This window comes from Nostoc sp. FACHB-888, assembly GCF_014696655.1.
Lineage (GTDB): Bacteria > Cyanobacteriota > Cyanobacteriia > Cyanobacteriales > Nostocaceae > Nostoc.
In genome coordinates this window covers 48,595-61,468 of sequence record NZ_JACJQM010000009.1, presented here as the reverse complement: position 1 = coordinate 61,468, position 12,874 = coordinate 48,595, and the positions used below count along the sequence as shown (strand labels likewise).

The following is a 12,874-nucleotide window of genomic DNA, read 5'->3' as shown; positions in this document are numbered from 1 at the left end:
ACTGTTGAAAATGATTACTTATGAATTTTTTGTTGATTGCCAGGTGGGATAAAGATTATATTATCTCGCCATTCAAATATGTGAAAAATAAAGTCAAATATGGCTGAAATCGAGGTGGAAAAACTTAAGCTCATGGTGGTAGATGATGAGCCTGATAACTTAGATTTACTCTACCGCACTTTTAGGCGAGATTTTCAAGTATATAAAGCTAATCATGCTTTTAGTGCTTTAGAAATCTTGGATAAATTTGGCGAAATGGCGGTGATTATTTCTGACCAAAGAATGCCAGAAATGAATGGCACCGAATTTTTTAGTCTCACCGTAGAGCGCTTTCCAGACACGATTCGGATTTTGTTAACTGGTTTTACTGATGTCGAAGATTTGGTAGATGCAATTAACTCCGGTCAGGTATTCAAGTACATTACCAAACCCTGGAATCCAGAGCGGCTTAGAGGGTTAGTAGAGCAAGCCACTGATACATATCGTTTAGTTAAGAAGCGCACGCAAGAGTTGCGTCGGGCCCTACGGCGAGAATCTTTGTTTAATGCGGTAACAACGGCAATTCGAGAGTCTCTAGACTACGACAGTATGCTGCAAAAGATTGTAGCAACTCTTGGTCAAACGTTTGAAGCTACCAGTTGCTTGCTCAGACCAGTAGAGGCCGATCGCCTCACACAAGACCAGTTCTCATACCGCGATCCTCAATCCGATGTATTAGATTGCTTCTTCGACCCCAGTCTTTTAATTGAAAAAGTGCTGGAAACCCGTCATTATCAACTTGCTCAAGAAATATACGAGGGTAACCCTTGCCACCACCTGGTTGTACCACTTAGCTATCAGCAGCACTTGTTGGCTGTGCTAGCTCTCCACCAATGGGGACGCGATCGCCCCTGGCAAGACGAAGACATCCAACTGATTGCAGGTGTTGCCGAACAAGCAGCTTTAGCCCTCTCTCAAGCAAAACTCTACCAGCGCCTCCAAGAAAAGCAACAGCAGATTCATACTGAGTTGGAGGTAGCTCGCCAAATTCAATACAACTTGCTCCGCCAAAGTTTACCTGATATCAAAGGGGTGAAGGTACAAGCCTGTTGTTATCCCGCGCGGGAAGTAGGAGGCGATTTTTTTGAAGTTTTTGTTCATCCCAAAGGCGATTTATGGTTGGCTGTGGGTGATGTCTCTGGCAAGGGCGTTCCAGCTGCTTTATTTATGGCTAGTATAATTTCAGTCTTGCGCCGAGAATTATCTCAAGAAGCACCAGCCGAACCAAATGTGGTCATGCAAAACCTCAACCAGGCTCTCAGTGAAGACTTGATTAGCAACAATTATTTTATCACCCTTGTCTTAGCTTGTTATAGCCCTACCACTAAGGAACTCGTCTACACTAATGCCGGTCATATTTATCCACTGTTATGGTCACGCCAAGATGCTTTAGTCGACAATCCCAATTACCTCAAAGTTCGCAGCATTCCTTTGGGGATCTTGCCTAAATGGCAGGCACAGTCTGGTCGTTTGGTTCTCGCTGCTGGAGACACATTGTTACTGGCCAGCGATGGGATTACAGAAGCTATGGTATCAAATAATTGTGATTCAACAGTAAAAACCGGGTCTGGCGTTGAGCCAATTAACCGTTCTATGCTGAATCAAGATGGTCTTTGGCAACTCTTGCAACAAGAGCAACAACCGCTTTGTCTTAACCATTTACTAGCTCGTATTCAGGCAGATAACCACGTTCAAGAAGATGATCAAACTATACTTTCACTGGAGATTTTATAATTCATGAAAAGTGAGCTTCATGTACCAAGTGACTTGAGTTTTCTTAATATTGTCGAAACCTGGCTGTTAGGATGTTTGAAAATCCAGCTAGGAGAATCTGTAGACTGGTCACGGCAATCAAGTCGTTTGAGACTGGCTTTAGTAGAAGCCTACTCAAATGCAGTCCGTCATGCCCACAAGGACAAACCAAATTTAACGATTTTACTACGTTTGGAAGTGAAAGACCGGGATCTTGCCCTAGAAATTTGGGACTACGGCGAAGGATTTGATATGTCTAATTACTATGCTCCAAACCCTATGGAAAAACAAGAAGGTGGTTATGGTTGGCTAATTATGAATCGTCTCATGGATAAAGTAGACTACCAGTTGCAGGTTAATGGTGCCAACTGTCTCAAGTTACAGGCGACTTTACCCGAATTAGTCCAATAACTAAAAGTTATTATTTTTCAAGTCATGTGATTTATACAAATTTTCGATGCCTGGATTTTCTTTTGGGTATGATCCAACATTGCCAAGCTATTACACTTATTTGCTAGTTCTCACGACGTAAAGAAAGTAACTCTTGCGGAGAAGCTAAAAGTTTGATTTTAGTATATAAAATTTGCCCTTGTTGATTGAGGATAAATAGCCACAAGACATTCACGCTACACCACGAAGTTTGTGCTTTGCCTGTTACCTGGACTTGAATCGTTGCATTTTCTAAAGCCTCGGCTATTCCGGTCTTGGGATAAGCCTTAATGTTTTGGCCTTCTTGTTTTAAGTAAGCTGCGATCGCATCTGTTCCCACAATATCAGATTCAAATGGTGGACGCATCACACCATCTATCGCAAATAAGGCAGCAGTTGCCTCAAATTCTCCTGCATTTAAGGTTTCAAAATAACGCAATACATTAGTTTCTGTAATTCCCTCAATCTGGAATTCTTCTTGCAACTGCGCTGGAGAGATAAATTCAGCAGAGGTCATAAAATTACCTGAATCATACTAGCTGAATATCCATTTCAATACAAAAATAGGTAAAAAGAAAGGTGCTGTTGAGATAGATTACCACATTTGTATAAATCTTCCTCACGATGGAAGTTTTGATTAAATACAGTAGTTTTCATCTGCATGGAGTATAAAACTAATGCTTTTGAGGCAGGAGGCAGGGATCACTGAACGTATCGGGCGCAGCCTCTCGTAGAGAAGTGAGGCAAGAGGCAGGAGGTAGAAACTCTTTATAAGCTATCGCCCATCTAAGTTGCACATTTTTCTCTGTTGACTGTTGACTGCTGACAGTTAACAGTCAACGGTCAGCAGTCAACAAACCTAATGAGTTATTGTGTAATCTAATATCTACTGGGTTAAGAACGCCGTACATTCAAGCAACACCATTCTTTTCGTTTCCACAGGGTTGCAACCACCCAGCCATTTTCTTCTAAAGCATCAGCAACAGCTTTAGATTGTTCTAGTAAAATACCACTGAAGATAGCCCAAGTCTCAGGTTTAGCGATCGCACTCATTTCTGGAATTAATTCAATAATTACATGAGCCAAAATATTGCAAACTATACCGTCCACTGGTTTCTCAAGCAGTTTTGTCAAAACGTCTACACTTCCCAATGCTGGTAGTAAACGTTCTGGATTAATATCGTTTAGCGCACCATTACTAATAGTTGATTGCACTGCCAAAGGGTCATTATCTACTGCATAGACTTTCTCTGCTCCCAGTAGCAGCGCTCCAATAGAAAGGATACCGGAACCGCAGCCAATATCCGCAATTACTAGATGTTCATGTTTGCCGCTAGTACCCACAAACGACTGAGGAATTCCACTTAGACGCATTTCCAACGATTCCAAACATAGCTGAGTGGTGGCATGGTTGCCTGTACCAAATGCTACACCAGGGTCAAGACGAATCACTAACCGTTCCGTTGTTTCTGGTAATGGTAGCCACGCTGGGTTAATGAGAAAGCGATCGCCTATTTCCTGGGGATGCCAATATTGCTTCCAGCTAGTCGCCCAATCCTCCTCATCAATTAACTGCCATTGCAGCGAGGGAGATGAAAGCCCTACACAGAGGGCATCTTGACGGAGCAACAGCGATAGCGCTGCCAAATCTAATAGCTGCGTTTGAATTGTTGATAAGTAAGCCCTGACGAAAGATGAATTTCCTTTGTTTTCACTAGCTGTGCCACGACAGCCAAAATCTTCCAGTCGCCAAAAGATTGAATCTTCTAGGTCTGGCTCACATGAAATCTGTAGTTCCCACCAAGTGTTTGCCATATAATTTTAGATTTTAAATTTTAGATTTTAGATTGGGGACTTGGTAACGGTTAGTGACCAATGCGAAAAACAATGAGCAATTAGCCATTACCAATCCAAAATCCAAAATCCGCAATCCAAAATTAAAGAGTTACCGTATACGCGTCCCGAATCCCAGGGACTTTTATAATCTCATCCAAAATGCCCTCAGGTAAAGGGTCATCTATACTCAGAGCCATTACCGCATCACCGCGGACGATTTTACGACCTACTTGCATACTGGCAATATTCACATTAAAACTGCCGAGTAGAGAACCGAGTTTGCCGATAATCCCCGGCATATCGCGGTGCAGGGTAAACAGCATATATTTGCTGGGTGGGACGTTAATCGGGAAACCGTCAACATCAGTGAGGTGAATTTCCCGCTCACCCAACAAAGCACCTGTGACAGAGTGAGTACCTAGAGTACCCGTGGCTTCTAGATGAAGTGTTCCGGCATAGTCTCGAATGGAAGCATCGCGGGTTTCAATCACCCGAATTCCGCGTTCTTTGGCTTCTATGCTGGCATTTACGTAATTTACTCGTTCTCGCAAAGCTTGGTAAAGTAAACCTTTCAGGGCAGCTACTACCAAAGGCTGACTTTTGTTGGTCGCAAGTTCCCCTTGCAGTCGAATATTGAGTACTTCCACCCGTCCGCCAGCTAGCTGTCCTACTAGATTACCTAGAGTTTCTGCTAGTTGCATGTAGGGTTTGAGTTCTTCCAATACGTCGGGGCCAAGTCCAGGAATGTTGACGGCTGAACGCGCTGGTAGTCCTAAAAGTACATCCCGAATTTGTTCGGCAACATCAATGGCCACATTCACTTGAGCTTCTGCGGTAGAGGCTCCTAAGTGGGGGGTGAGAATCACTTCTTTGCCTAGCGATCGCAATTCAGATTCACCCAGTGGTTCTGACTCAAACACATCCAAGGCTGCACCGCCTATTTTACCAGCTTTCAGAGCTGCTGCTAAAGCTACTTCATCAATGATCCCACCACGAGCGCAGTTGACAATCCGGGCTGTAGGTTTCATCTTTGCCAAAGTTGTAGCATTGATTAAGTGAGTGGTTTCTGGGGTTTTCGGGATGTGTAGGGTGATATAGTCTGCTTGCTGGAAGAGTAAATCTAGCTCAACTAATTGACAGCCAAGTTGTTCGGCTCGGTCTGTAGAAATAAAAGGGTCATAAGCTAGGAGTTTCATCCCCATTGTCTTAGCGACAGCCGCAACATGGGAGCCAATTTTACCCAAACCGACAACGCCGAGAGTTTTTTTGTAGACTTCCGCGCCGACAAAGCTATTGCGATCCCACGCACCGCGTTTCACCGAAGCGTTAGCATCGGGGATGTGGCGAGACAAAGCCAAAATCATCGCTAGCGCATGTTCGGCGGCGGCAATTGTGTTTCCCTCTGGAGAATTGACTACTACAATTCCCCGGCGGGTGGCAGCCGGAACATCTACATTATCCACACCCACACCAGCACGACCGATGATTTTTAGCTGAGTGCCGGCTTCAATAATTTCTTGAGTGACACGTGTACTAGAGCGAATCATCAGTGCGTCATACTCACCAATAATTTGGATGAGTTCTGCTGGTTTTAGACCTAATTTGACATCAACGGTAGCAACTTGCGAAAGAATGTCAATTCCAGCTTGGTCAATAGAATCAGAGACAAGAACCTTAGACATGATTACTTCATTTAAAGCTACAGGTTTTGCTGCACAAGACTTTTTAGTTTAGTCTTTATCTGTCACAATTCAGCAAAAATTATTTGTTTTAATATCAACTTAACCTTTACTTCCGCTATGTGCTGATGGTATTGAAGCGTAAGTTGCTCCCGGTGGGTACTGCCTCCTAAGTGTTTGAAGATGGGTGGCTGTTTACACCACCCTGTCGCTAAATATAAAGCATGAATAGCACTAAGCACCTATATATTTATTAATAGTTAAGAGTTACCAAAATTTTATCAGCTTCAGTAACTTCTTTGTTGAGGTAGAAACGCCTGCATTCTTGACTGGGCTACAACTTTAGCTGAGTTAATGCTCTGCACAACCAGGAAACGAGTTAGTAACTATAACATTTTTAAAATAATCGATGTCCATGATTATCAAGGCAACTCGGGTAGAATCCCGCGTTGCTCGTATTAGTTCTTTTGGGAATACCTCGTCAAAATAACGCCGATTAAACAAGCCCGTCAGTCCGTCCCATATAGCCTGTTCTCGTAACTGAACGTGTAATATTTTAATTTCGAGTACCTGTTTTTGCAAATATTCATTTGCCTTTCGGAGTTAAGATTGAGCCTGATAACGTTGGGTAATATCACGCAAAACAAGCAAACGGCCTATTAACTGCTTGCGCTCATTATGTAATGAAGTAATTGTAGCTCTACATAACAAGGAGTTATCGAATCTATGAGTATCTATGTTTTGACGCTTTGATGAGTATGCTACAGCCTGGCTTCGACCAAAACATTTTTTCTCGCAGGATAATTGCTGCTGCTTCCATTGCTGCAACTGTAGCGTATCCTGCGATCGTTAACATCATCAAAATGAAAGGCTTGCTAGCCAAAGAAATTGAGCGACGCTGCCAAGCTGCAAACGCAACAGTAGCTGAAATGATTACAGTAACGCTTAGAATAACAAAGTAGAGATTGTATTGAAAAAGCATGGTGACGAAGCATTTAAAAGATGATCTCAACCTTATGAGATAAGTTTGAGCAAGTCATGATGTTGGAGTAATTTTCATAATCACTTCAAAAAAGTAAAGTTACAGCAAAAGTCTAAATCCTGAATTATTCCTAAAAAACTATTGCTTTTTAGGAATAACATTCCTGATTCCACTTTTAGCAGAGACAGTATCACCTTTATAACGAGGGATGATATGAATACTGGCGTGCATAATATTTTGACCCGCGGCTCGATTGATATTCATTCCTATATTAAAACCATCAGGCTCAAATTCTGCTTTGAGAATTTCTTGTACTTTGTTTACCATAAACCAGCAAGCAGATTGCTCTTTAAATGGTAATTCAAAATAATTGCTAACATGACGTTTGGGAATAACCAAAACGTGTCCTTTACTTATTGGATAGCCATCAAAAATAGCATAAGCAGTTGCTGATTCAGTTAATAGTTTTAGATTTTTAGGAGGATTACAGAATATACAATAATTAGATGAATTTCGTTGATGATTATAGTGGGCATACTCATATACTTCCCGATGTTCATCTAAGCAAACTGAAGAAAAGGGAAGTTTGACGATACATTGATATGTCGGTTTTTTATGGACATAATGCTCTCTAAAACCTTCTTTTTTGATATCCCTTCTCACAGCGTAATAAGCTTTACCTCCTGATTTTAATAAGTGGGATATTTCCATAAGAACATTAGCTTGTTGTTCGGGAAATAAAACATTTAAAACATAAAAGCAAATTATTGTATCAAATTTATTATCAGGATATTCTGGAAAATAATAAGGGTCATAGGCTGTAATATCCAAACCTTTTTGGCGCAATATTTTAACATCATTACCAAAGCCACAACCAAAGTCTAGTATTTTGCCTTGAAGAAGGTTTTGATTTAATAAAAGCTGTGCAGGAAATGATAGATAATTTCTTTCGATCGCAGTAAGATGGCTGAACTGATTTTTTTGCTGTTTCATGGAATTTTTGGTGCTGATGTCCCAAAATTATTATTCCCAGCATTTGTTTAGGTTATGCGATGTCTACGATGGTCACTGAGCCAAATCCCCTCCGGGGAAGCAAGCTCAAGCTACGCGGAACGTCTGCCTGTGACACGCTGCACGAACGTAGAGAAGTGCGGTAAGCGCAGTAGCGATCGCAGGTTGTTGAATATTTTCCACTGGATCGTCTGGTAAAATGAAGTCGGCTGGAAGTGCTTCCCAAGTAACAATTGGTTCTTTTTGGATGGGGTTAACTTGTAGAACCATAAAATTATTCCTAATATCAATGCACAGTATATTAGTTATTTTTAACAAATCTTCAGTTAGCATCGCTTTTAAGCTAAAAACCCAGAAATCTGGAAAGATTTCTCAGACTGGTGTATATACTCGTAGTCAAGCACTTAGCAGGCGTGAGTATGATAGTTGAGTGGTTCACTCTTTGGATAGGTCAAAAAGCGGTTGGATTCCTTGTCAAAACTATTATCAGTGAAGAATTTGTCAAGGATTTAATCAAGGACTACGCTAAAGATTTTTTCAAATATATCTTTAATAATGCTGTAACTGCGCCTTTTAAGCGAGAACCCCTGGAGAAAGCTGTTGTCATGGCTGTAACAGAATTTTTGCAACTCATGCAGCTGGATTTAAATGATAGTGAACTTGCTGAAGATGAAATTAAAAAGTATGAGCAGCCGCTAAAAAAGTTTCTGAAGCATCCAGAAGTCAAAGGAATTTTGGGAACTGCTTTTAAAGATGACTCTCAAGCTATAGATACCAAGAAATTAGAAACAATTTGGTATGAACTTAATGCTTCATACCCGTTACCGGATGATTTTAACTGGAAACGGATTGCCAAGAAATATCTGCAAAAGGTTAAAGAGATTATTATAGGAGCTCCTGAACTGCGAGAGATTCTGGATTCCCGAAATTTAGACAAAATCCAGAACAATACAACAGAGATAGCCGGCATTATTCCTGATTATGATTTGGAAAGATACCAAGAAGCTATTAAAGAAACCTATAGCAATCTTAATTTAGACAGTTTAGATACAAGCCTATGATTATCGAGATAAACTCAAAGTCTGGGATATATTCATAGCACAAAATGTCCGGGAAATTCACCAAGTTATTCCCCGAATTCACGAACTGCCGAAAGAACATCTCCGAAGATTGCGAGAAACCAACGAACTGGAAGCAGAAGTTGAGTTAGAAGAATTAGAACGCTACAAACGAGTTTATTTAGAACAACCGAAACGTTGTGTAGTGGATATTGTAAATGAGCAGCAGACTAATAAATATATCGTGATTCTGGGCGATCCTGGTTCAAGGAAATCTACCTTATTAAAATACTTGGCATTAAATTGGGCTAGAAGTCCTCTGAATAATTCTTTATCTCTATCGGTTCCTGTGCTGATTGAGTTACGCACGCACTTATATGCGGCGGCGCGAGGATAAAGAGTGTCATAATTTTCTCGAATTTTTTCATAAATGTAGTGGTGCGATTTCTCACCTCAACCAACATCAACTGCACGAACAGCTAAAGAGTGGTAGGGCTTTGGTGATGTTCGATGGTTTGGATGAGGTATTTGATCCTGCTCAACGAGAAGATATAATTACTGATATTCATCGCTTCACTAATGAATATCGTGATGTGCAGGTTATTGTCACTTCTCGCGTGATTGGCTACAAACCGCAACGATTGCGAGATGCTGAGTTTCACCACTTTATATTGCAAGATTTATGAAATTGTCTGTTATATTAGCAGTTTGATTTGCCCGGCGAAGGAATTTGCTCTCGGTATTCGCGGTCATTGGGGTATTGAAAATTGCCTCCATTGGGTGAAGGATGTTGTGTTCAAAGAAGATAATTCAACGATCCGTATGGCCAATGCTCCTGCAAATCTTTCCATCTTGAGAGCGATACCTTCGGTAAGCTTCGCTAACGCTCTCAACATACTGCGTCGAAATGGTCATACTTCTATCACAATTGCTCAAAGATTTCTCTCTCATGATATTGACAAACTTCTTGCCCTTGTGGAATGAAACAGCCCTGCTTTTTAAGGGGGTCGCCACAGGCGGGGGGATCTTAGCCGAACTGTATTGGCGCAACATCTACCCAAATAATCCTAAGTTATAGTTTGTTGGTTTAACCAACAGCATAATCTGTTCGATAATCTTCTCAGAAGATGTGCCGCAGCTACACCCGTCGTTGACATCGCATTTACTTTGGGAATCTTATACTTGGCAAATATTGCTACTTAATCCCTAGCATCCCCAGGTAATTATACGATGGCTTATCAAAATATTACAGGCACTCTTTCGCCAAAAGATATCCAAGAAATTAAAGCAGCGCTACAAATCATTGAACAAAAACAGGACTTACGCATTGCTTTAACTGCACATGAACGCCGCAAGTTATTCAAAATGGGCGATAAAAGCCTAGCTTTTGTTGCTAATAGCGTCAACGCTGCTCAGTCTAACCGTGAAATTCTCCCACCCAGCTTTGACATTGAGGAATTTATCCAGAATTATCATACTAGCAACCACACTCAGCGTAAATTAATACTCGTAAACAAGTCTTTGAGCTAGGTTCATCTACCTTTAATACTCATTAATGAGCCTTTGGAAATTACCAACAGATAAATTATCTAATCTTGTGGGGTGCAGTGTAAATCTTGTCTGCCCTTGGCTATGGGCGGGCTAGACGCCCACCCTTAATTTTTATTGCAATGCCTCAGCCGTCTTCTTCTTATCCAACTTGAGAATTAACACACCCAAAGGTGGTAAACACAAATCTAGTGAATAGGGACGACTGTGCAAAGACCAATCATCCGTCCACTTACCGCCTAAATTGCCCATATTGCTGCCGCCATACTGACGCGCATCACTGTTAAACAACTCGGTATAAAATCCCTTTTGGGGTACACCGATGCGGTAGTGAGAATGAGGTTGTGGTGTAAAATTACAAACGACGATCGCAAAATCATCAGAATCGCGATCGCGACGAATGAAGGAAACTACACTATGGCGGTTGTCGCTACAGTCAATCCACTCAAACCCCGGTTCAGCAAAATCCTGAGTGTACAAAACTGGCTCAGAACGGTAGAGATGGTTCAATTCCCGGAAAAACGTTTTTAACTGTTGGTGGGCTTCATGCTGTAATAAATGCCACTCCAAATCAGCCCAAGCATTCCACTCACTCCATTGCCCAAATTCCATGCTCATAAACATGGTTTTCTTACCTGGGTGAGCAAACATATAGCTAAATAAACAACGGATATTAGCTAACTTCTGCCATGTATCCCCTGGCATTTTACCGATGATATTGCTCTTACCATGCACCACTTCATCGTGGGACAAAGCCAACATGAAGTTCTCGCTGTGGTTATACCACATACTAAAGGTGATATTATTTTGGTGGAACTGGCGGAACCAAGGGTCCATGCTGAAGTAATCCAGCATATCGTGCATCCAGCCCATATCCCACTTCAAGTTAAAGCCTAGTCCGCCTGTGTAGGTGGGCCAAGATACCATCGGCCAAGAAGTGGATTCTTCAGCAATTGAGAGAATACCGGGGAAATAGCTAAAGATAACGTGATTTACCTGACGCAGAAAATCTGCTGCTTCTAGGTTTTCTCTACCACCGTACTGGTTGGGCAGCCACTCTCCTGGTTCGCGGCAATAATCGTTATACAGCATCGAGGCAACAGCATCGACACGAATCCCGTCAATGTGATACTTGTCAAACCAGAAGAGGGCATTTGCTGCTAGGAAATTACTAACTTCATGACGGCCATAGTTGAACACCAAAGTACCCCATTCTTTGTGTTCGCCCTTGCGAGGGTCAGCGTGTTCGTATAGGTGGCTACCATCAAAGAAAGCTAAACCATGTCCATCTTTGGGAAAGTGACCGGGAACCCAATCTACAATTACCCCTATATCATTTTGGTGACATTTGTCAACAAAATACATGAAATCTTCGGGGCTGCCAAAACGGGAGGTGGGGGCATAGTACCCGGTTACTTGATAACCCCAAGAACCATCAAAGGGATGCTCCGCAATGGGCAGTAATTCTAAATGGGTGTATCCTAATTCTTTGACATAGGGAATGAGTCGGTCTGCTAGTTCCCGGTAAGTAAGGAAGCGTGCGCCCGGCTTAAGTTCAGAAACGACAACTACCGATTGAGTTTCACCATTGGGGAGTTTAGCGGGTTCTGCACTCGAAGCGTGTAACCAAGATCCTAAATGCACTTCATAAACTGAGACTGGTTGGGTGAGCGGGTCAGTATGACGCCGCTTTTCCATCCAGCCTTCGTCATGCCAATTATAAGCATCTAAATCAGTGACAATAGATGCCGTTTTCGGGCGGGGTTCCTGCTGGAAACCGTAGGGATCAGATTTTTCGTAAATGTGTCCCTCAAAATTTTTGATTTCATATTTATAATGCTCTCCCACCCCGATTTCAGGAATAAACAATTCCCAAACTCCGGTGGGGCCTTTACGCATCTGGTGTTTGCGTCCATCCCAAAGGTTAAAATCTCCCAGCAATGAAACATTGCGGGCGTTGGGTGCCCAAACAGCAAAATAAACGCCCTTAACGCCGTTTATTTCCGTGGGGTGCGCTCCCAGTTTTTCATATATCCGGTGATGGTTGCCTTCACTAAACAAATGCAAGTCAAAGTCTGTCAAGTTGGGAGAACGGAAAGCATAAGGGTCGTATGTGACACGCTCATGTTCCCCTTCTTTAATTCGTAACTGGTAGTTTGCCAGTTCTGGAATGTCAATCGTGCATTCAAAAAAGTGAGGATTATGCACTGTTTTCATCGGATATTCCTTCCGTTGTTCAGCAAGAACCACCCATACTGCACTTGCATTTGGTAAGTAGGCTCGCACAACCCAGACAGTTTTGCCGTCTTGTTCTATGGGATGAGAACCTAATATTTCAAAGGGATCGTTATGCTGATTCCAAACGATGCTGTTAACCTGCTCAGGGGCGATCGTGGTTATGGACATGAAGCTACCTAAGTGTAATAACGTGATTGACTAAATCTACTTTTTTAATATCTATATATATTCTTTACATTTATTTGCAATTTTGTCGCCACCGTTATCCTACATCAGAATGGGACATTGGGCATTGGACACGT

The 12,874-nt window shown here is 42.0% G+C and carries 14 protein-coding genes and 1 pseudogene; 7 read left to right on the top strand and 8 right to left on the bottom strand.

Annotation, left to right across the window (positions count from 1 at the left end; genetic code table 11):
* Nucleotides 1-99: 99 nt before the first annotated feature.
* Together H6G26_RS08135 and H6G26_RS08130 are read left to right on the top strand one after the other, a co-directional pair.
* Nucleotides 100-1,773, top strand: coding sequence for a SpoIIE family protein phosphatase (locus tag H6G26_RS08135; RefSeq protein ID WP_190728765.1), 1,674 nt, complete (start codon nucleotides 100-102; stop codon nucleotides 1,771-1,773).
* Between the two features lie 3 nt (nucleotides 1,774-1,776).
* A complete protein-coding gene (locus H6G26_RS08130; RefSeq protein ID WP_190728764.1) occupies nucleotides 1,777-2,202 on the top strand; it encodes an anti-sigma regulatory factor in 426 nt (141 codons plus the stop codon).
* A 103-nt stretch (nucleotides 2,203-2,305) separates the two neighbouring features.
* Here the strand turns inward: H6G26_RS08130 and H6G26_RS08125 are convergent, their stop codons facing one another.
* From H6G26_RS08125 to H6G26_RS08100, 7 genes are all read right to left on the bottom strand, one after another.
* Entirely contained in the window at nucleotides 2,306-2,737 is a 432-nt protein-coding gene (locus H6G26_RS08125; RefSeq protein WP_190728763.1) for a ketosteroid isomerase family protein, read from the bottom strand.
* A gap of 377 nt (nucleotides 2,738-3,114) precedes the next feature.
* Nucleotides 3,115-4,035, bottom strand: coding sequence for a 50S ribosomal protein L11 methyltransferase (gene prmA, locus H6G26_RS08120; RefSeq protein WP_190728762.1), 921 nt, complete (start codon nucleotides 4,033-4,035; stop codon nucleotides 3,115-3,117).
* Between the two features lie 122 nt (nucleotides 4,036-4,157).
* Nucleotides 4,158-5,738, bottom strand: coding sequence for a phosphoglycerate dehydrogenase (serA, locus tag H6G26_RS08115; RefSeq protein ID WP_190728761.1), 1,581 nt, complete (start codon nucleotides 5,736-5,738; stop codon nucleotides 4,158-4,160).
* A gap of 348 nt (nucleotides 5,739-6,086) precedes the next feature.
* On the bottom strand, nucleotides 6,087-6,239 hold the full coding sequence (locus tag H6G26_RS42425) for a diguanylate cyclase (RefSeq protein ID WP_242053642.1): 153 nt from the start codon (nucleotides 6,237-6,239) through the stop codon (nucleotides 6,087-6,089).
* A gap of 220 nt (nucleotides 6,240-6,459) precedes the next feature.
* Nucleotides 6,460-6,717 (bottom strand): histidine kinase N-terminal 7TM domain-containing protein, encoded by a 258-nt coding sequence (locus H6G26_RS44225; protein WP_347242443.1) that lies wholly within the window; start codon nucleotides 6,715-6,717, stop codon nucleotides 6,460-6,462.
* Between the two features lie 138 nt (nucleotides 6,718-6,855).
* Nucleotides 6,856-7,710: an HIT family protein gene (locus tag H6G26_RS08105; protein WP_190728760.1), complete on the bottom strand. Its 855-nt coding sequence runs from the start codon at nucleotides 7,708-7,710 to the stop codon at nucleotides 6,856-6,858.
* A gap of 105 nt (nucleotides 7,711-7,815) precedes the next feature.
* Nucleotides 7,816-7,998, bottom strand: coding sequence for a hypothetical protein (locus tag H6G26_RS08100; RefSeq protein ID WP_190728843.1), 183 nt, complete (start codon nucleotides 7,996-7,998; stop codon nucleotides 7,816-7,818).
* 149 nt (nucleotides 7,999-8,147) lie between these two features.
* On the opposite strand from H6G26_RS08100, the gene H6G26_RS08095 reads away from it, so the two are divergent.
* The 5 genes and pseudogenes from H6G26_RS08095 to H6G26_RS08075 form a co-directional block, all read left to right on the top strand.
* Entirely contained in the window at nucleotides 8,148-8,789 is a 642-nt protein-coding gene (locus H6G26_RS08095) for a hypothetical protein (RefSeq protein WP_190728759.1), read from the top strand.
* Between the two features lie 109 nt (nucleotides 8,790-8,898).
* A complete protein-coding gene (locus tag H6G26_RS08090) occupies nucleotides 8,899-9,183 on the top strand; it encodes a hypothetical protein (protein WP_190728758.1) in 285 nt (94 codons plus the stop codon).
* Nucleotides 9,164-9,472, top strand: a complete 309-nt coding sequence (locus H6G26_RS08085; RefSeq protein WP_190728757.1) for a hypothetical protein — start codon at nucleotides 9,164-9,166, stop codon at nucleotides 9,470-9,472. Before H6G26_RS08090 ends, H6G26_RS08085 begins: the two co-directional genes overlap by 20 nt.
* The gene (locus H6G26_RS08080; protein WP_190728756.1) at nucleotides 9,435-9,770 is read left to right on the top strand and encodes a transposase; all 336 of its coding nucleotides are present in this window, start codon (nucleotides 9,435-9,437) and stop codon (nucleotides 9,768-9,770) included. The genes H6G26_RS08085 and H6G26_RS08080 overlap by 38 nt, the downstream gene beginning before the upstream one ends.
* A gap of 246 nt (nucleotides 9,771-10,016) precedes the next feature.
* Nucleotides 10,017-10,259, top strand: a pseudogene (locus H6G26_RS08075) (hypothetical protein); the annotation flags it as partial.
* A 189-nt stretch (nucleotides 10,260-10,448) separates the two neighbouring features.
* On the opposite strand, the gene glgB reads toward H6G26_RS08075, so the two are convergent.
* Entirely contained in the window at nucleotides 10,449-12,740 is a 2,292-nt protein-coding gene (gene glgB, locus H6G26_RS08070; protein WP_190728754.1) for a 1,4-alpha-glucan branching enzyme, read from the bottom strand.
* Between the last annotated feature and the right edge of the window lie 134 nt (nucleotides 12,741-12,874).

Coding starts and splice junctions, on each gene's coding strand:
- H6G26_RS08135 (WP_190728765.1), top strand. CDS start 100: ATGGCTGAAATCGAGGTGGAAAAACTTAAGCTCATGGTGGTAGATGAT.
- H6G26_RS08130 (WP_190728764.1), top strand. CDS start 1,777: ATGAAAAGTGAGCTTCATGTACCAAGTGACTTGAGTTTTCTTAATATT.
- H6G26_RS08125 (WP_190728763.1), bottom strand. CDS start 2,737: ATGACCTCTGCTGAATTTATCTCTCCAGCGCAGTTGCAAGAAGAATTC.
- prmA (WP_190728762.1), bottom strand. CDS start 4,035: ATGGCAAACACTTGGTGGGAACTACAGATTTCATGTGAGCCAGACCTA.
- serA (WP_190728761.1), bottom strand. CDS start 5,738: ATGTCTAAGGTTCTTGTCTCTGATTCTATTGACCAAGCTGGAATTGAC.
- H6G26_RS44225 (WP_347242443.1), bottom strand. CDS start 6,717: ATGCTTTTTCAATACAATCTCTACTTTGTTATTCTAAGCGTTACTGTA.
- H6G26_RS08105 (WP_190728760.1), bottom strand. CDS start 7,710: ATGAAACAGCAAAAAAATCAGTTCAGCCATCTTACTGCGATCGAAAGA.
- H6G26_RS08100 (WP_190728843.1), bottom strand. CDS start 7,998: ATGGTTCTACAAGTTAACCCCATCCAAAAAGAACCAATTGTTACTTGG.
- H6G26_RS08095 (WP_190728759.1), top strand. CDS start 8,148: ATGATAGTTGAGTGGTTCACTCTTTGGATAGGTCAAAAAGCGGTTGGA.
- H6G26_RS08085 (WP_190728757.1), top strand. CDS start 9,164: ATGCGGCGGCGCGAGGATAAAGAGTGTCATAATTTTCTCGAATTTTTT.
- H6G26_RS08080 (WP_190728756.1), top strand. CDS start 9,435: ATGCTGAGTTTCACCACTTTATATTGCAAGATTTATGAAATTGTCTGT.
- glgB (WP_190728754.1), bottom strand. CDS start 12,740: ATGTCCATAACCACGATCGCCCCTGAGCAGGTTAACAGCATCGTTTGG.